Here is a 15,993-nt window from a genome sequence, read left to right on the forward strand (position 1 = left end):
GCCGCGAAGCGGACAGAGGGGGCGCGTGCGCCCCCTTTTGCTTTGGGTCGGCCAAACTGGTTAACCGAACATGAACTGGTAACTTGCCGGAACATAGCGGAAGCCCTCGCCCGCCGCCTCGACGAAGCCGATCCCCGGAAAGGGCATGTGATAGCCCGCAAAGGCGATCCGGTCCGCTGCCAGCATCCCCAGCACCTTGCGCCGCGTTGCCGCCGCCTGCGCCTTGTCCTGATCGAAGCGCACCTCCCAATCGGGATGGGCCAGCGACCAGACGTAATGGTTCGCCGTATCGGCCAGCACCGCCAGTTGCTGCCCGCCACTTTCAAGACGATAGGCGAAATGCCCCGCCGTATGGCCCGGAGCGGCCATCGCCGTGATCCCCGACACCACCGCCCCGCCGTCGTCGAGGAAGCTGAACCTGTCGTTCAGGGGCTTCACATTGGCCTCGAACCCCTCGTTCCCCGCCTTGGACCAGTCGTTATGCTCGGCAGCGCCGGTGACGTAGCGCGCCTTGGCAAAGGTCGGGTTCGCCCCGCCCAGCCCGCCGATATGGTCGCCGTGCATATGGGTCAGCACCACGATGTCCACCTGATCGGGCTGCACCCCCGCCGCGGCCAATGCGGCCGTGATCCCCTCGGGGTTCAGGCCGGTGTCGAACAGCACCAGCTCGGCCCCCGTGTTCACCAGAACGGGCGCGAAACTGTTGAAAGTCCTGTCATCGGGAATGAAGTTCGCAGCCGAGACGGCGGCGAATTCCTCGGCTGCGACGTTCATGCCAAAGGTCTCTTGCGGCTTGTCGCCCGCCCGCGATCCGGCCAGCAGCGTGGTCACCTCGAAGGCCCCGACCTTGGCGCGGTGGAAAAGCGGCAGCGCCGGTCCCTGCATAGGCACCGATGCCGCAGCTGCCCCTGTCATCAGGGCGGGCGCAAAGGGCAGAACGGCACCGGCGATCATCGCCTGACGGCGCGAGAGGTTGGGTCTTGTCATGGGCGAATGTCCTTCTGATCAAAAACTATCAAAAGGATAGGACACCCCCCGCAACCGCCCAATCACGCCTTCGTCAGTCGCGTTCCCACCACGGATCGATGGCCGAGATGTCGTCATCCGACCAGCCGAAATGATGCGCCAGTTCATGGACCAGCACATGGGTCACCATGTCGCCAAGTCCCACATCCCCCCTCTCGCACCACTCGTCAAGGATCGGCCGCCGGAACAGCCAGATCGTGTCGGGCTGGGCGGGTTGGTCCATCACCGATTTCTCGGTCAGCGGCACCCCGTCATAAAGCCCCGTCAACTCGAAAGGATCGGTCAGGCCCATCTCTTCGAGCAGCTCGTCGGATGCGAAATCCACCACCCGCAGCGCCACCAGCCCCGCCGCCGCACGGTAGGGCGCGGGCAAGGCGGCGATGGCGTCCTGCGCCAGTTCCTCGATCAGGCCCAGGTCGGGCGCGGTAAACCCGTCCCATGTCGGCGCGTCTTCGGTTTCAGCCATCTCATCCCCCGTTCCAACCCCACAGATATGGACAAAACCCCGCGCCTGTGAAAGAGCAACGCGGTCATTGGAGGCCAAGATGTCCACCGTCACCACCCGTTTCGCCCCCTCGCCCACCGGTTACATCCATGTGGGCAACCTGCGCACCGCGCTGATGAACTACCTGATCGCCCGCAAATCGGGCGGCACCTTCATCCTGCGTCTGGACGACACCGATCAGGAACGGTCCAAGCAGGAATATGCCGACGGGATCATGGCCGACCTCGACTGGCTCGGCATCCATTGGGATCGCGTGGAAAAGCAGTCGCTCCGCATGGACCGCTACCGCGAGGCGGCCGAGGAGCTGAAGGCCAAAGGCCGCTTCTACGAATGTTTCGAAAGCCCCGTGGAACTGGACCTCAAGCGCAAGAAGCAGCTCAACATGGGCAAGCCGCCGGTCTATGACCGCGCCTCGCTCAAGCTGACCGATGCCGAGAAGGCCGCCTTCAGGGCCGAAGGGCGCGACGGCTACTGGCGCTTCCTTCTGAACCAGAACCGCATCGAATGGAACGACGGCATCCTGGGGCCGATCTCGATCGACGCGGCCTCTGTCTCGGACCCGGTGCTGATCCGCGCGGATGGTCAGGTGCTTTACACCTTTGCCTCCTCGGTCGATGACATCGACATGGGCGTCACCTTCATCGTGCGCGGCGCGGACCATGTGACCAATACGGCCACGCAGATCCAGATCATGGAAGCGATGGGCGGCACCCCGCCCAGCTTTGCCCACCATTCGCTGCTGACGGGGGCCAAGGGCGAGGAGCTGTCCAAGCGCCTCGGCACCCTGTCCTTGCGCGACCTGCGCGCCCAAGGGGTCGAGCCGATGGCGCTTCTGTCGCTGATGGCCCGCCTCGGGTCGTCGAAACCCGTGGAACTCGCCACCTCGATGGACGACCTGATCGCGGGCTTCGACGTGGGCAGCTTCGGTTCGGCCCCCACGAAATTCGACGCCGAAGACCTGTTCCCGCTGACGCGCGCGCATGTGCAGTCGCTGCCGCTGTCGGCCGTGGCCGACAAGGTCGCAGCCCTTGGCGTCGCCCCGGCCGAGGCCGAGGACTTCTGGCACATCGCCAAGGCCAACATCACCACGCTGGCCGACCTGAAGGAATGGTCCGACCTGTTCCAGAACGGGGCCGAACCGCTGGTCGATGCGGAAGATGCCGATTTCGTCAGACAGGCGCTGTCGATGCTGCCCGCAAAGCCCTGGACCAAGGCCACCTGGGGCGAATGGACCGAGGCGGTCAAAGCCGCCACTGGCCGCAAGGGCAAAGGGCTCTACATGCCGTTGCGCAAGGCGCTGACGGGCCGCGCGAACGGGCCGGAAATGGCCGATGTCATGCCGCTGCTGAAAACCGTCCGCACAAGCTGACCGCGAAGAGGCGGGGGTTTCACACCCCCGCACCCCCGTGGGATATTTGAAAAAAGAAGAAGGGATGATGCCCTTCGGGGGAACGTCATGTCCACAGCCCATCAGGCGAAATTCGTCCAAGGCAACCTTTTGCGGCATATCGCGGTCATGTCGCTGTCCTCGTCGGTCGGGCTGATGGCGATCTTCGTCGTCGACCTGATCAACATGGTCTACATCTCGTGGCTGGGCGATCCGGTGAAAACCGCCGCCATCGGCTATGCGGGCGCGGTGCTGTTCTTCACCACCGCTTTCGGCATCGGCCTGTCGGTCGGGGTCTCGGCCCGCGTAGCCCGCGCCATCGGCGAACGCGACCTGCCGCTGGCGCGCGAACGCTCGACCTCGGGGCTGCTGCTGGGCGCGGGCTTCGGCGTGGTCTTTGCCGCGCTTGTCTGGGCCGCCCTGCCCGCAATCGTCGGGGTTCTGGGGGCCGAGGGGCGGACCGCCGCCGAAACGCTGTGGTATCTGCAACTGATGACCCCGCTCCAGCCGCTGCTGATGATCGGCATCGTCGGCACGGGAATCCTGCGGGCGCATGGCGATGCGCGGCGCTCGATGATGGTGACGGTCTGGGGCGCGGTGGTTCTGGCGGCGCTCGACCCTGTGCTGATCCTCTGGGCCGATCTGGGCCTGACAGGTGCGGCGCTGGCGGGATGGGGCTCGCGGCTTGCGATCCTTGTCATGGCGCTCTGGCCGATCTGGCGGCACTACGGCGGCTTTGCCCCCGTCACCCTTCGCAGCCTGCGCGAGGCTGCGGGACCGCTCATGTCGATCTCGGGTCCCGCGATCCTGACCCAGCTTGCCACCCCCGTCGGGCAAGCCGTCATCACCCGCATGGTCGCAAGCTATGGCGAGGCGGCCGTGGCCGGCATGGCCATCGCCGGACGCCTGACGCCCGTCGCCTTCGGCATCATTTTCGCGCTGTCGGGTGCGGTCGGCCCGATCTTCGGCCAGAACCTCGGCGCGGGCCGGATCGACCGCGTGCGCCGGGCCTTCCGCGACGCGCTGCTTTTCGCGGGCATGGTGATCGTCGGCATGTCGGCGCTGCTTTTCGCCGCGCGCGGCCCCATCGGGGACGTGTTCCACGCCGAGGGGCTGACCCGCGATCTGGTCTATCTGTTCTGCGGCCCGCTGAGCCTGCTCTTTTTCTTCAACGCCATGATTTTCGTGGCGAATGCGCTGTGCAACAACCTTGGCGCCGCCTTCCAGTCGACGATGGTGAACTGGGGCCGCCATACGCTCGGGACGGTGCCTTTCGCCCTTTGGCTGGGCAGCTATTGGGGCGCGCAGGGCATTCTGATCGGGCAGGCCGCAGGCGGAATCCTGTTCGGCTTCCTTGCCGTCTGGCTGGCCTATCGCGTCATCGCCCGCACCGAACGCACCCGCGCCGGAACCCCCACGGGCCTGACCGCCTGACGCACGGCATACCGTGGTATTCAATTTCCCTCTTGCCAGACGAGGCAAGGTCGGGCTACCCAAGGTCCGTCAGGTTCGGGAGAATCCGGCACTGCGGGGCGACCCGTGGCGTCGGTGCCGAAGGAGCAACCGCCCCGGTAAACTCTCAGGCGCAAGGGACCGTTTCTGACAACGTACTCTGGAGAGTGGCCGTCAGGCCCGCCGAAGGGATAACGATCTCAGGCGCCCGAAGCGGGCAAGGACAGAGGGGGCATCGAGGGACAGGGATCGGCCTGTCTTGAAGATGCCGCGCGATAACGACAGCGGCGCAAGCATGGGGAGAGGGCATTTGTCCGATCTGTTGCGTCTGGGACTGCATGACCTGCATGTCTCACTCGGGGGCAAGATGGTCCCCTTTGCGGGCTATGACATGCCCGTGCAATATCCTGCCGGAGTGATGAAGGAACACATCCACACCCGCACCGCGGCGGGTCTGTTCGATGTGAGCCACATGGGGCAGGTGATCCTGCACCCCAAGGGCAGCATGGCCGACCTTGCACTGGTCTTCGAGGCGCTGATGCCGGTCGATGTGCTGGGTCTGGCACAGGGACGGCAACGCTATGGCCTGTTCACCAATGACGCGGGCGGCATCCTTGACGACCTGATGTTCGCCAACCGCGGCGACCACCTTTTCGTCGTCGTCAACGCCGCCTGCAAACACGCCGACGTGGCCCATATGCGCGCGCATCTGTCCGCCGTGGCCGAGGTCGAGTTCATCGAGAACCGCGCCCTTCTGGCGCTTCAGGGTCCGCAGGCGGGCGATGTTCTGGCCCGACTGATCCCCGAAACCGCCGCCATGCGCTTCATGGATGTGGCCCGCCCCCTGTGGCAAGGGACCGAGCTTTGGGTATCGCGCTCGGGCTACACGGGCGAGGACGGGTTCGAAATCTCGGTCCCCGAGGCGCGGGCCGAAGCCTTCGCCAAGGCGCTGCTGGCCGAACCCGAAGTGCTTCCCATCGGCCTCGGCGCGCGCGACTCGCTGCGGCTTGAGGCGGGGCTTTGCCTTTACGGCCATGACATCGACACCACCACCAGCCCCGTCGAAGCGGGCCTGACATGGGCGATCCAGAAAGCCCGCCGCGCGGGCGGCGACCGTGCGGGCGGCTTCCCCGGAGCGCCGCGCATCCTGTCCGAACTCGCAACCGGCCCCGCCCGCCTGCGCGTCGGCCTGCGCCCCGATGGCCGCGCCCCGATGCGCGAAGGCACCGCCATCTTCTCGGACAAGGACGAGAGCATCGGCACCATCACCTCGGGCGGTTTCGGCCCCTCGGTCGAAGCCCCCGTTGCAATGGGCTACGTCTCGGCCCCAAATGCCGCAACGGGGACCACCCTGTTGGGCGAGCTGCGGGGCAAGCGCCTTCCGGTCACCGTAACCGACCTGCCTTTCCATCCGACATCCTACAAGCGTTAGGGAAAAGATCATGAAATACACCGAAGAACATGAATGGCTGCGCGTCGAAGGCGATCTGGTCGTCGTCGGCATCACCGAACATGCCGCGACCCAGCTTGGCGATGTGGTTTTCGTCGAACTGCCCGAGACCGAAACCATGGTCGCCGCGGGAGACGAGGCCGTGGTGATCGAAAGCGTCAAGGCGGCCTCCGACATCCTTGCCCCCGTCGATGGCGAGATCGTCGAGGTGAACTCGAAACTCGTCGACAACCCCGGCCTCGTGAACGACGACCCCACCGGTTCGGCGTGGTTCTTCAAGATGAAGATCGACGACCTGTCGGTGCTCGACCAGTTCATGGACGAGGACGAATACAACGACCTGATCGCCTGACGATCGGAAAAGCCGGTTCCTGCAAGGACATTTGCAAGATCCCCAAAAGGATTTTGCGGGCGCGGACTGCGCCCGCATCCCCCCGCACCGGAGCAGCGCCATGGCCTTCACGCCCGTCGACTACAACCCCTACGACTTTGCAAACCGCCGCCACATCGGCCCCTCCCCGTCAGAGATGGACGAGATGCTCGCCGCCGTCGGCGTAAGCTCGCTCGACGAGCTGATCGACCAGACCGTGCCGAAATCGATCCGCCAATCTGTCCCCCTCGGCTGGGCGCCCCTATCCGAGCATGACCTTCTGGCGCGGATGCGGACCGTCGCCGCGCGCAACAAGGTGATGACCAGCCTGATCGGCCAGGGCTATTACGGCACCGTCACGCCCCCTGCGATCCAGCGCAACATCCTTGAAAATCCGGCGTGGTATACGGCCTATACCCCCTACCAGCCCGAAATCGCCCAAGGCCGTCTCGAGGCGCTGCTGAACTACCAGACCCTCATCGCAGACCTGACCGGGCTTCCCGTGGCCAATGCCTCGCTGCTCGACGAGGCGACCGCCGCCGCCGAAGCGATGGCGATGGCCGAGCGCGTGGCGAAATCAAAGGCCCGCGGTTTCTTCGTCGACCATGGCTGCCATCCGCAAACCATCGGCGTCATCAAGACCCGCGCCATGCCGCTGGGCATCGAGATCATCGTGGGCGATCCGGCCAAGATGGAGCCGGAAAAGGTCTTTGGCGCGATCTTCCAATATCCCGGCACCTACGGCCATGTCACCGATTTCACCGCCGAAATCGCGGCGCTGCACGCGGCCAAGGCGGTTGCCATCGTGGCGACCGACCTTCTGGCGTTGACCCTGCTGAAAGAGCCGGGCGCGATGGGGGCCGATATCGCCATCGGCTCGAGCCAGCGTTTCGGCGTGCCGATGGGCTACGGCGGCCCGCATGCGGCCTTCATGTCCTGCAAGGATGACATGAAGCGCGCCATGCCCGGCCGCATCGTCGGCGTCTCGATCGACGCGCGCGGGAACAAGGCCTACCGCCTTTCGCTGCAAACCCGCGAACAGCACATCCGTCGGGAAAAGGCGACCTCGAACGTCTGCACCGCGCAGGCGCTTCTGGCTGTCATGGCCTCGTTCTACGCCGTGTTCCACGGGCCAAAGGGGCTGCGGGCGATTGCCGAACGCGTGCATTTCCTGACCAACCGCCTTGCCCGCGCGCTGAAAGCCGCAGGGGCCAAGGTCTCGCCCAAGGCGTTTTTCGACACGATCACCGTCGAGGTGGGCGTGGGACAGGCCGGCATCCTTGCCGCCGCACGGGCCGAAGGGTTGAACTTCCGCAAGGTCGGCACCGACCGCGTCGGCATCAGCCTTGACGAGACGACCGACGAAAAGGTGCTGATCCGCGTGCTGCGCGCCTTTGGCATCGACGGTGTCCCGCCGCACCGCGCCACGCTGGGCTTTCCCGAAGCGATGCTGCGCGAGACGGACTATCTGACCCACCCCGTCTTTCACATGAACCGCGCCGAATCCGAGATGATGCGCTACATGCGCCGCCTGTCGGACCGCGACCTTGCGCTCGACCGTGCCATGATCCCGCTGGGGTCCTGCACGATGAAGCTGAACGCGGCGGCGGAAATGATGCCGATCACATGGCCCGAATTCGGCAGCCTCCACCCCTTTGCCCCCGCCGATCAGGCCCTCGGCTACCGCGAAGCGATCGAGGACCTGACCGCCAAGCTGTGCGAAGTCACGGGATATGACGCCTTCTCCATGCAGCCCAACAGCGGCGCGCAGGGCGAATATGCGGGGCTTCTGACCATCCAGGCCTATCACCGCGCCCGTGGCGAGGGGCATCGCAACATCTGCCTGATCCCCGTTTCCGCCCACGGCACCAACCCCGCCTCGGCCCAGATGGCGGGGATGCATGTGGTGGTGGTGAAATCCGCCCCCAACGGCGACGTCGACCTTGACGACTTCCGCGCCAAGGCGGCCGAAGCGGGCGGAAACCTTGCCGCCTGCATGATCACCTACCCCTCGACCCACGGCGTCTTCGAGGAAACCGTGCGCGACATCTGCCGCATCACCCACGACCATGGCGGTCAGGTCTATCTTGACGGGGCCAACATGAACGCCCTTGTCGGCCTTGTGAAACCGGGCGAGATCGGGTCGGACGTGTCGCACCTCAACCTGCACAAGACCTTTGCCATTCCGCATGGCGGCGGCGGTCCGGGCATGGGGCCGATCGGGGTGAAAGCCCACCTTGCTCCCTATCTGCCGGGGCACGAGGAATCGGGCACCGACGGCGCGGTCAGCGCCGCACCTTACGGGTCGGCCTCGATCCTGCTGATCTCGTGGGCCTATTGCCTGATGATGGGCGGCTCGGGCCTGACGCAGGCAACCCGCGTGGCAATCCTGAACGCCAATTACATCGCGGCACGGCTGCAATCGTCCTACCCGGTCCTGTTCATGGGCAATCGGGGGCGCGTGGCGCATGAATGCATCCTCGACACCCGTCCCTTTGCCGAATTCGGCGTGACGGTGGATGACATCGCAAAGCGGCTGATCGACAACGGCTTCCACGCGCCGACCATGTCATGGCCGGTCGCGGGAACGCTGATGGTGGAACCGACCGAATCCGAAACCAAGGCCGAGATCGACCGTTTCATCACCGCCCTTCTGGCCATCCGCGCCGAGATCGCCGCCGTCGAGAAGGGCGAGATCTCGTCCGAGGACAGCCCGCTGCGCCACGCCCCCCACACGGTCGAGGACCTCGTGGCAGACTGGACTCGCAAATACCCGCGCGAGCAGGGCTGCTTCCCGCCCGGAGCCTTCCGCGTCGACAAATACTGGCCCCCCGTGGGCCGCGTCGACAACGTCTATGGCGACCGCAACCTGATCTGCACCTGCCCGCCGCTCGAGGCCTATGCCGAAGCGGCCGAATAGGGACAGGCAGGTTGGTCGCACCGGGGATCGGGCGCGTCGCGGCGCGCCCGGTTGCCGCCGAACCCGACCCGCGCGCCCCTGCCCGCCCCTGCTGGCCGCGCCGCTTGGCAGCGGGGCCGATGCGGCTTAGACAGGGTGCGAACGCGAAAGGGGCAGCATGACGCCGGACAGCGAAAAAAGCCCGAAACCTTCGGCCGAGGGGTTGGCCGCCGCTGCGGGGGCCGCATCGAAGCGCGGCTTGCCGCCGGTGCATCTGTGGAATCCGCCCTTTTGCGGCGACATCGACATGCGCATCGCCCGCGACGGCATCTGGTTCTATCAGGGCACGCCCATCGGGCGCCCGGGCATGGTCAAGCTGTTCTCCGGCATCCTGAAACGGGAAGGAGACCGGTATTTCCTTGTCACTCCCGTCGAAAAGGTCGGCATCACGGTCGATGACGCGCCTTTTCTTGCGGTCGATTTCACCGCCGAAGGTGCGGGCCGCGATCAGGTGCTGCGCTTTGTCACGCAGGTCGGAGACGAGGTGGCGGCAGGTGCCGAAAACCCAATCAGGGTTGAACGGAACGGCGCCGATGGCGAACCCTCGCCCTATGTCCACATCCGCGCGGGGCTGGATGCGCTGATCGACCGCAAGTCGTTTTACCGGCTGATCGAGCTGGGCGTCCACGAGATGCACGAGGGAAAAAGCTGGTTTGGCCTCTGGTCCTCGGGCAGGTTCTTTCCGGTGATTCCTTCGAGTGACCTGACCTGATGCCCCGTTACGCCGCAAATGTGACCATGCTCTTCACCGAGGTGCCGACGCTCGCGCGTCCGGACCTCGCACGCGAGGCGGGATTCGACGGGGTCGAGGTGCTGTTCCCCTATGACCACCCGCTGAAAGACTGGCAGGCCGCGCTGACCGGAATGCCCGTGGCGCTGATCAACACGCCGCCGGGCGACTGGGCGGCGGGCGACCGGGGCTATGCGGCCGTTCCGGGGGCCGTGGGCGATTTCCGCCAAAGCTTCCTGCGCGGGGCCGAGGTGGCGACGCAGCTCGGGGCCGCGCGGCTGCATGTGATGGCGGGCGTGGCCAAGGGCGAACAGGCGGAAGCCACCTATCGCGACAACCTTGCATGGGCCGCCGAACAGGCCCCCGAGCTGACGCTGTGCATCGAACCGCTGAATGCCGACGACATGCCGGGCTATTTCCTGAACGACTTCGACCAGGCCGCGCGGATCGTCGACGACCTTGGCCTTGCCAGTCTCGGCATCCAGTTCGACCTGTGGCACGCGGCCCGCATCCACGGTGATGCCGATGCCGTCTGGGCGCGGCACAAAAGCCGCGTCAATCACATCCAGATCGCCGGTTTTCCGTCCCGGAACGAACCCGGCGGCGGCGGTTTCGACCTGACCGGCCTTTGCACCGAACTCGACGAAACCGGCTGGTCCGGCTGGGTCGCCGCCGAATATCTGCCCGTCCGCGCCACGGTTCACGGGCTGATGTGGCTGAACGCGCTGAAAAGCCGCGCGCGTCTGATCGGGGCCTAGCCTCCGAAGGGCTTGCCCCTGCCGCGCTCTGGGGTAAAATGCCCGCCACCGCTTAGCAGGAAAGACCGTGCCCATGACCGTCGACGCGCCCGAGACCCAGATCGTCACCACCTGGAAGGTCGCCTGCGACGGGGGAGAAGGCGCGCTTGGCCATCCGCGCGTCTGGCTGGCGATCCCGCAGGACACGGGCTTTGTCGAATGCGGCTATTGCGACAAGCGCTACGTGATCGACCGCGACCACGCCCACGACGACCACTGATCGCGCGGGCCGCGCGCGGCGCTTGGCAAGCCTCTGCCGATTGCGCCGGATCAAGGACGGATCGCATTAATCTGTGCTACCATCGGCTCCGCAATCTAGCGGAGAGCGATCATGGCAAAACCGACCGATCCCAGTCAAGCAGACCCGACCGAACCGGCCAAGGGCGTGATGCAGGCGCAGGTGCGCATGATGGACGCCGTGCTGAAGCAGAATATCGAGGCGCTGGATTTCCTGAAAACCCGCTTCGAGAAAGACCGCGCCATGTTGGGCGAACTGGCCGCCGCCCCCGATGCCACGGCGGCGGGTGCGGTGCTTTCGGGGTTCTGGCAGCGTCTCGCCTCGGATTACATGCAAGAGGCGGGGCGGCTGTCATCGCTGATGCAGGCCACCGCGCAAGAGATCGGCGAAGGCACGCAGGACGAAATCCGCAGCGCGCTGGGTCGCAAGACGGGCAAATAGCCGGCCCGACAGGGCGCGCGCCCTGCTAGCTGACAGGGATGTCGACCGGACCGCAGCGCATCCGCGCCTCGGCCTTCGGGCGGCCGTCGGCGAAATAGTCGACCACATGTTCGCCTGACCAGCTTTGCACCAGATCCCCGCCGTTCGACAGCCCGCGCCCGATGGCGGTGCCGGTGTAGTAATCCTGATAGGAGTAGAACACCGAAACCGTCATGCCATCGGAACAGGTCACATCCGCCTGACCAAGGCCAAGGGCGTTCCGGGTCACCCATGTTCCGCTGCAAGCCACCCCGTCATCGGTCTTACCCGACAACCACCCCTCGCCACGGCCAAAGGCGCGGCCGTTGAACCAGCGGCCCTCGGTTCCGATGCAGGCCAGAATACGCGAACAACTGCCGGAATCATCGGTCACAAGACAGACGGTTCCCTTTGCGTCGTCGGCACCCGGGGCCGCGCTGTTTTCGGCGGCCGCACCCAAGGGCAACACCGCGACAAGACAGGCCAGAACACCACCGGAACGCACATCGGCCACCCTTGCGCAACACATCCCGCAACCATAGGGCGATCCACGTCCCCGATCAACATGCCCGCTCCCTGCATCCGCCCTTTGCCGCCCCGCCGCCCCGTGCCATAACGCGCTGAACCAATCGGAGACGCCGCGCATGACCTTCGGCAAGGGCTGCCACCTTCACCTGATCGACGGATCGGCCTTCATCTTCCGCGCCTATCACGCGCTTCCGCCGCTCACACGCAAATCCGACGGCCTGCCCGTCGGCGCGGTGGCGGGCTTTTGCAACCTGCTCTGGGGCGAACTGACCACCACCCGCAGCCAAGAGGCACCCACCCATCTTGCGGTGATCTTCGACGCGGGTTCCATCACCTTCCGCAACGAGATCTACCCCGAATACAAGGCCAACCGCCCCGAACTGCCCGAAGACCTCCGCCCGCAATTCGCCTTTACCCGCGAAGCCACGCGCGCCTTCAACGTGCCCTGCATCGAGATCGACGGCTACGAGGCCGACGACATCATCGCCACCCTGTCCCGCCGCGCCCGCGAGGCCGGGGGGACGGTGACGATCATCTCCTCCGACAAGGACCTGATGCAACTGGTGGGCAACGGGGTCGACATGCTCGACCCGATGAAGAACAAGCGGATCGGGTTGGACGAGGTGTTCGAGAAATTCGGCGTCGCCCCCGACCGCGTGGTCGATGTGCAGGCGCTGGCCGGAGATTCGGTCGACAACGTGCCGGGCGCGCCGGGGATCGGGATCAAGACCGCCGCCCTGCTGATCAACGAATTCGGCAGCCTCGAATCCCTGCTGGAACGGGCAGGCGAAATCCCCCAGCCCAAGCGGCGCGAGGCGCTGGTGAACAACGCCGATCTGATCCGCATTTCCAAGCGTCTCGTCGCGCTCGATGCCGATATGCCGCTCGACGTCGGGCTGGAAACGCTCGAACTGAAAGAGCCGGACCCCGACACGATCCTCGGCTTTCTCAACGCGATGGAATTCCGCACCCTGACCCGCCGTGTGGCCGAGAAGCTGAAGGTCGAGGCCCCCGCGCTCGACGCCGACAAGGGCACCGAGGTGCAGACGCAGGCCACGCAGGCGGCGACGGCCCCCTTCGTCCATGACGCCTATGAAGCCGTGCGCGATGCGGCGGCCTTGCAGGCATGGGTCGCCCGCATCCGCGAGCGCGGCTACGTGGCGGTCGATACCGAAACCACCAGCCTTGACGAAATGCGCGCCGACCTTGTCGGCATCTCGCTGGCGACCGAGGCGGGGCTGGCCTGCTACATCCCGCTGGGCCACCGCACCGGCACCGACGATCTGTTCGGCACCGCCCAGCGCGCCGAAGGGCAGATGGCCGAGGCCGAGGCGCTGGCGATCCTGAAACCCGTTCTGGAAGACCCCGCGATCCTCAAGATCGGGCAGAACATGAAGTATGACGCCAAGATCTTCGCCCGCCGTGGCGTGCATGTGGCGCCGATCGACGACACGATGCTCATGTCCTATGCCATGCATGCGGGGCTGCACAATCACGGCATGGATGCGCTGTCGGAAACCTACCTCGGCCATGTGCCGATCCCGATCAAATCGCTGCTCGGGTCGGGCAAGGCACAGGTGACATTCGACCGCGTCCCTGTGGATCAGGCGGTGCGCTATGCCGCCGAAGATGCCGATGTGACGCTGCGGCTGTGGCAGCTTTTCAAGCCGATGCTGCACAAGGCGCGGGTGACGACCGTCTACGAAACGCTCGAACGCCCGCTGGTCCCCGTGCTTGCCGATATGGAGATGGCGGGAATCCAGGTCGACCGCGATACGCTGTCGCGCATGTCCAACGCCTTTGCGCAAAAGATGGCGGGCCTCGAGGCCGAGATCCAGGAGATCGCGGGCGAGCCCTTCAACGTCGGCAGCCCCAAGCAATTGGGCGAGGTTCTGTTCGACCGGCTTCAGGTGCCGGGGGGCGAAAAGGGCAAGACCGGGGCCTATGCCACGGGGGCCGACATCCTCGAGGACATCACCACGCTGCAAGATGCCCATCCGCAGGCGGCACGGCTTGCCGCGCGCGTGCTTGACTGGCGGCAGCTGTCCAAGCTGAAATCCACCTATACCGACGCGCTGCAAGACCACATCAACCCCGAAACGGGCCGCGTCCACACCAGCTATTCGATCACGGGTGCCGTGACGGGGCGACTGTCGTCGAACGACCCGAACCTTCAGAACATCCCCGTCCGCAGCGAAGAGGGCCGCCGCATCCGCGAGGCCTTTGTCGCCCCAAGGGGCCGCGTTCTGGTCAGCCTCGACTACAGCCAGATCGAGCTGCGCATCCTTGCCCATGTCGCCGATATCTCCGAATTGCAGCAGGCCTTCCGGCAGGGGGTGGACATCCACGCCCTGACAGCCTCGGAAATGTTCAACGTGCCGCTGGACCAGATGACCAGCGACATCCGCCGCAAGGCCAAGGCGATCAACTTCGGCGTGATCTACGGCATCTCGGGCTTCGGCCTTGCCCGCAACCTGCGCATCCCTCGGGCCGAGGCGCAGGGCTTCATCGACCGCTACTTCGAACGCTTCCCCGGCATCAGGACCTATATGTCCGAAACCGTCAAATCCGCGCAGGCCGCGGGCTATGTGCAGACGCTGTTCGGTCGGAAAATCAACACGCCCGAAATCAACGCCAAGGGGCCGACCGCAGGCTTTGCCAAGCGGGCGGCGATCAACGCGCCCATCCAGGGCACCGCCGCCGATGTGATCCGCCGCGCCATGATCCGCATGCCCGCCGCCATCGCGGACCTGCCCGCGACGATGCTCTTGCAGGTGCATGACGAATTGCTCTTCGAGGTGGACGAGGACGCCGCAGCCACCCTTGTCGCCCGCGCCAAGGATGTGATGGAAGGGGCCGCAGCGCCCGCCGTGCATTTCAAGGTGCCGCTGATCGTCGAGGCGGGCCAGGGCCAGACATGGGCGGCCGCGCATTGACCCGCGCGCCCGTCCCCCTGACCTTTGCCACGCCCGAAGAATGGAACTTCTGGCTCTCGCAGCGCCATGACAAGGCCGCCGATGTCTGGCTGCGCCTTGCAAAAAAGGCCACCGGCACCGCCTCGATCGACTGGGAACAGGCCATCGAGGAGGCCATCGTCTGGGGCTGGATCGACGCGCAGAAAAAGCCCGACGGGCTGCACCACATATTGCACCGCTTCACCCCGCGCCGTGCGGGCAGCCCGTGGACGGCCAAGGCCCGCGCCACGGCCGAAAAGCTGATCGCGGGCGGCTGGATGGAAGACCCCGGCCTTGCCGAAGTCGCCCGCGCCCGCGCCGATGGCCGCTGGGAGGCCGCCTATGCCGGCGATAAGACCGCCGAAATCCCCGATGATTTCCTCACCGCGCTTGACGCCGCACCCGAAGCCGCCGCCACCGCCTTCAACGCCCTCTCTGCCAAGGCCCGCGCGGCACTGGCCTTCCGGCTGTCGACCGCCAAGACCCCGTCGGCCCGCAGCCGCCGCATTGCCGAATACATCGAAACCCTGACGAAAAGCGGCGACTGACCGCTTCAGCCTTGTCCAAATACTCGCGGGGGGTGCGGGGGCGGCAGGCCCCCGCCGCAAGGGCCGTCCCTAGGCCCGTTCGATGCGAAGCTGAAAACAGTTGTTCCGCGCCGAACGGACATGAACGCAAGCCACATCCCCGCGCCCCAGCAGCTCTGCCGCCCGCGCGGGAATGGACTGCGTCGGCACCACCGCGCCCGTGCCATAGACGATGCGCTCGTCCGGCCCGTATCCCCTGACGATGTAATCGGGCGAGGAGAGAACCTCGGGCATCCCTTCCCCGCCCCCCGCTTCGCAGGGCGCGGCACATAGAAAGATCGGCCCCGTCTCGGCATAGGGTTGAAGACTGCCGAAAGGCCGATGCGCCAGCACCAGCATCCCGGCGCCTGCGGGGATCATGCGCAGGCAATGGCGGCACGGGTTGCCGCCCCCGTCGCTGACCCGCCGCTCGGGCGGCAGGCCATAGGCATCGGGACCGCCTGCCTGATAGGCCCGGACGATGTCGGTGGGGATGGGAAGAAATCGCAAGGTCATGGCATCCTCGGACAAAAGACACCGCAACCTTGCAGGCCCCCGCCCCCGGCGCGACC

Annotated in this window: 15 protein-coding genes and 1 riboswitch; of the genes, 11 read left to right on the forward strand and 4 right to left on the reverse strand. The window is 65.9% G+C overall.

Going from position 1 to position 15,993, the window contains the following annotated elements; all coding sequences use genetic code 11:
* Window positions 1-60: 60 nt before the first annotated feature.
* Window positions 61-987, reverse strand: a complete 927-nt coding sequence (locus tag H7F16_RS01450) for an MBL fold metallo-hydrolase (protein ID WP_185795776.1) — start codon at window positions 985-987, stop codon at window positions 61-63.
* Window positions 988-1,060: 73 nt separating this feature from the next.
* The gene (locus H7F16_RS01455) at window positions 1,061-1,492 is read right to left on the reverse strand and encodes a metallopeptidase family protein (protein WP_185795777.1); all 432 of its coding nucleotides are present in this window, start codon (window positions 1,490-1,492) and stop codon (window positions 1,061-1,063) included.
* 79 nt (window positions 1,493-1,571) lie between these two features.
* Here H7F16_RS01455 and gltX point away from each other — a divergent pair, with 79 nt between their 5' ends.
* The 9 genes from gltX (at window position 1,572) to H7F16_RS01500 (ending at window position 11,355) form a co-directional block, all read left to right on the forward strand.
* Window positions 1,572-2,900 carry a glutamate--tRNA ligase gene (gene gltX, locus H7F16_RS01460; RefSeq protein WP_185795778.1) on the forward strand — a complete coding sequence of 443 codons (1,329 nt, stop codon included), beginning with the start codon at window positions 1,572-1,574 and terminating at the stop codon, window positions 2,898-2,900.
* A gap of 87 nt (window positions 2,901-2,987) precedes the next feature.
* The gene (locus tag H7F16_RS01465) at window positions 2,988-4,352 is read left to right on the forward strand and encodes an MATE family efflux transporter (protein ID WP_185795779.1); all 1,365 of its coding nucleotides are present in this window, start codon (window positions 2,988-2,990) and stop codon (window positions 4,350-4,352) included.
* 66 nt (window positions 4,353-4,418) lie between these two features.
* Window positions 4,419-4,524, forward strand: a riboswitch (glycine riboswitch).
* Between the two features lie 141 nt (window positions 4,525-4,665).
* Window positions 4,666-5,802, forward strand: a complete 1,137-nt coding sequence (gcvT, locus tag H7F16_RS01470) for a glycine cleavage system aminomethyltransferase GcvT (RefSeq protein ID WP_185796597.1) — start codon at window positions 4,666-4,668, stop codon at window positions 5,800-5,802.
* Between the two features lie 10 nt (window positions 5,803-5,812).
* Window positions 5,813-6,172 carry a glycine cleavage system protein GcvH gene (gene gcvH / locus H7F16_RS01475; protein ID WP_185795780.1) on the forward strand — a complete coding sequence of 120 codons (360 nt, stop codon included), beginning with the start codon at window positions 5,813-5,815 and terminating at the stop codon, window positions 6,170-6,172.
* 100 nt (window positions 6,173-6,272) lie between these two features.
* Complete coding sequence (gene gcvP, locus H7F16_RS01480; protein ID WP_185795781.1) at window positions 6,273-9,110, forward strand: aminomethyl-transferring glycine dehydrogenase; 2,838 nt, start codon at window positions 6,273-6,275, stop codon at window positions 9,108-9,110.
* A gap of 157 nt (window positions 9,111-9,267) precedes the next feature.
* Window positions 9,268-9,861 (forward strand): DUF1285 domain-containing protein, encoded by a 594-nt coding sequence (locus H7F16_RS01485; protein WP_185795782.1) that lies wholly within the window; start codon window positions 9,268-9,270, stop codon window positions 9,859-9,861.
* Window positions 9,861-10,637 carry a hydroxypyruvate isomerase family protein gene (locus H7F16_RS01490; protein WP_185795783.1) on the forward strand — a complete coding sequence of 259 codons (777 nt, stop codon included), beginning with the start codon at window positions 9,861-9,863 and terminating at the stop codon, window positions 10,635-10,637. The genes H7F16_RS01485 and H7F16_RS01490 overlap by 1 nt, the downstream gene beginning before the upstream one ends.
* Window positions 10,638-10,710: 73 nt before the next feature.
* Window positions 10,711-10,896, forward strand: coding sequence for a zinc-finger domain-containing protein (locus tag H7F16_RS01495; protein WP_185795784.1), 186 nt, complete (start codon window positions 10,711-10,713; stop codon window positions 10,894-10,896).
* A gap of 111 nt (window positions 10,897-11,007) precedes the next feature.
* The gene (locus H7F16_RS01500; protein WP_185795785.1) at window positions 11,008-11,355 is read left to right on the forward strand and encodes a phasin family protein; all 348 of its coding nucleotides are present in this window, start codon (window positions 11,008-11,010) and stop codon (window positions 11,353-11,355) included.
* Between the two features lie 25 nt (window positions 11,356-11,380).
* Here H7F16_RS01500 and H7F16_RS01505 read toward each other — a convergent pair whose 3' ends face one another.
* Window positions 11,381-11,878 carry a hypothetical protein gene (locus tag H7F16_RS01505; RefSeq protein ID WP_185795786.1) on the reverse strand — a complete coding sequence of 166 codons (498 nt, stop codon included), beginning with the start codon at window positions 11,876-11,878 and terminating at the stop codon, window positions 11,381-11,383.
* Window positions 11,879-12,017: 139 nt separating this feature from the next.
* On the opposite strand from H7F16_RS01505, the gene polA reads away from it, so the two are divergent.
* On the forward strand, window positions 12,018-14,837 hold the full coding sequence (gene polA, locus H7F16_RS01510; protein ID WP_185795787.1) for a DNA polymerase I: 2,820 nt from the start codon (window positions 12,018-12,020) through the stop codon (window positions 14,835-14,837).
* Complete coding sequence (locus H7F16_RS01515; protein WP_185795788.1) at window positions 14,819-15,403, forward strand: YdeI/OmpD-associated family protein; 585 nt, start codon at window positions 14,819-14,821, stop codon at window positions 15,401-15,403. Before polA ends, H7F16_RS01515 begins: the two co-directional genes overlap by 19 nt.
* 69 nt (window positions 15,404-15,472) lie before the next feature.
* Here H7F16_RS01515 and H7F16_RS01520 read toward each other — a convergent pair whose 3' ends face one another.
* Window positions 15,473-15,937, reverse strand: a complete 465-nt coding sequence (locus tag H7F16_RS01520; RefSeq protein WP_185795789.1) for a DUF1203 domain-containing protein — start codon at window positions 15,935-15,937, stop codon at window positions 15,473-15,475.
* Window positions 15,938-15,993: the final 56 nt, after the last annotated feature.

Origin of the sequence: Paragemmobacter straminiformis (assembly GCF_014243445.1) — a bacterium.
GTDB lineage: Bacteria > Pseudomonadota > Alphaproteobacteria > Rhodobacterales > Rhodobacteraceae > Paragemmobacter > Paragemmobacter straminiformis.

What these genes read in the sequence shown, in the direction of transcription:
- H7F16_RS01450 (WP_185795776.1), bottom strand. Translation starts at nt 987, where the DNA reads ATGACAAGACCCAACCTCTCGCGCCGTCAGGCGATGATCGCCGGTGCC.
- H7F16_RS01455 (WP_185795777.1), bottom strand. Translation starts at nt 1,492, where the DNA reads ATGGCTGAAACCGAAGACGCGCCGACATGGGACGGGTTTACCGCGCCC.
- gltX (WP_185795778.1), top strand. Translation starts at nt 1,572, where the DNA reads ATGTCCACCGTCACCACCCGTTTCGCCCCCTCGCCCACCGGTTACATC.
- H7F16_RS01465 (WP_185795779.1), top strand. Translation starts at nt 2,988, where the DNA reads ATGTCCACAGCCCATCAGGCGAAATTCGTCCAAGGCAACCTTTTGCGG.
- gcvT (WP_185796597.1), top strand. Translation starts at nt 4,666, where the DNA reads ATGGGGAGAGGGCATTTGTCCGATCTGTTGCGTCTGGGACTGCATGAC.
- gcvH (WP_185795780.1), top strand. Translation starts at nt 5,813, where the DNA reads ATGAAATACACCGAAGAACATGAATGGCTGCGCGTCGAAGGCGATCTG.
- gcvP (WP_185795781.1), top strand. Translation starts at nt 6,273, where the DNA reads ATGGCCTTCACGCCCGTCGACTACAACCCCTACGACTTTGCAAACCGC.
- H7F16_RS01485 (WP_185795782.1), top strand. Translation starts at nt 9,268, where the DNA reads ATGACGCCGGACAGCGAAAAAAGCCCGAAACCTTCGGCCGAGGGGTTG.
- H7F16_RS01490 (WP_185795783.1), top strand. Translation starts at nt 9,861, where the DNA reads ATGCCCCGTTACGCCGCAAATGTGACCATGCTCTTCACCGAGGTGCCG.
- H7F16_RS01495 (WP_185795784.1), top strand. Translation starts at nt 10,711, where the DNA reads ATGACCGTCGACGCGCCCGAGACCCAGATCGTCACCACCTGGAAGGTC.
- H7F16_RS01500 (WP_185795785.1), top strand. Translation starts at nt 11,008, where the DNA reads ATGGCAAAACCGACCGATCCCAGTCAAGCAGACCCGACCGAACCGGCC.
- polA (WP_185795787.1), top strand. Translation starts at nt 12,018, where the DNA reads ATGACCTTCGGCAAGGGCTGCCACCTTCACCTGATCGACGGATCGGCC.
- H7F16_RS01515 (WP_185795788.1), top strand. Translation starts at nt 14,819, where the DNA reads ATGGGCGGCCGCGCATTGACCCGCGCGCCCGTCCCCCTGACCTTTGCC.
- H7F16_RS01520 (WP_185795789.1), bottom strand. Translation starts at nt 15,937, where the DNA reads ATGACCTTGCGATTTCTTCCCATCCCCACCGACATCGTCCGGGCCTAT.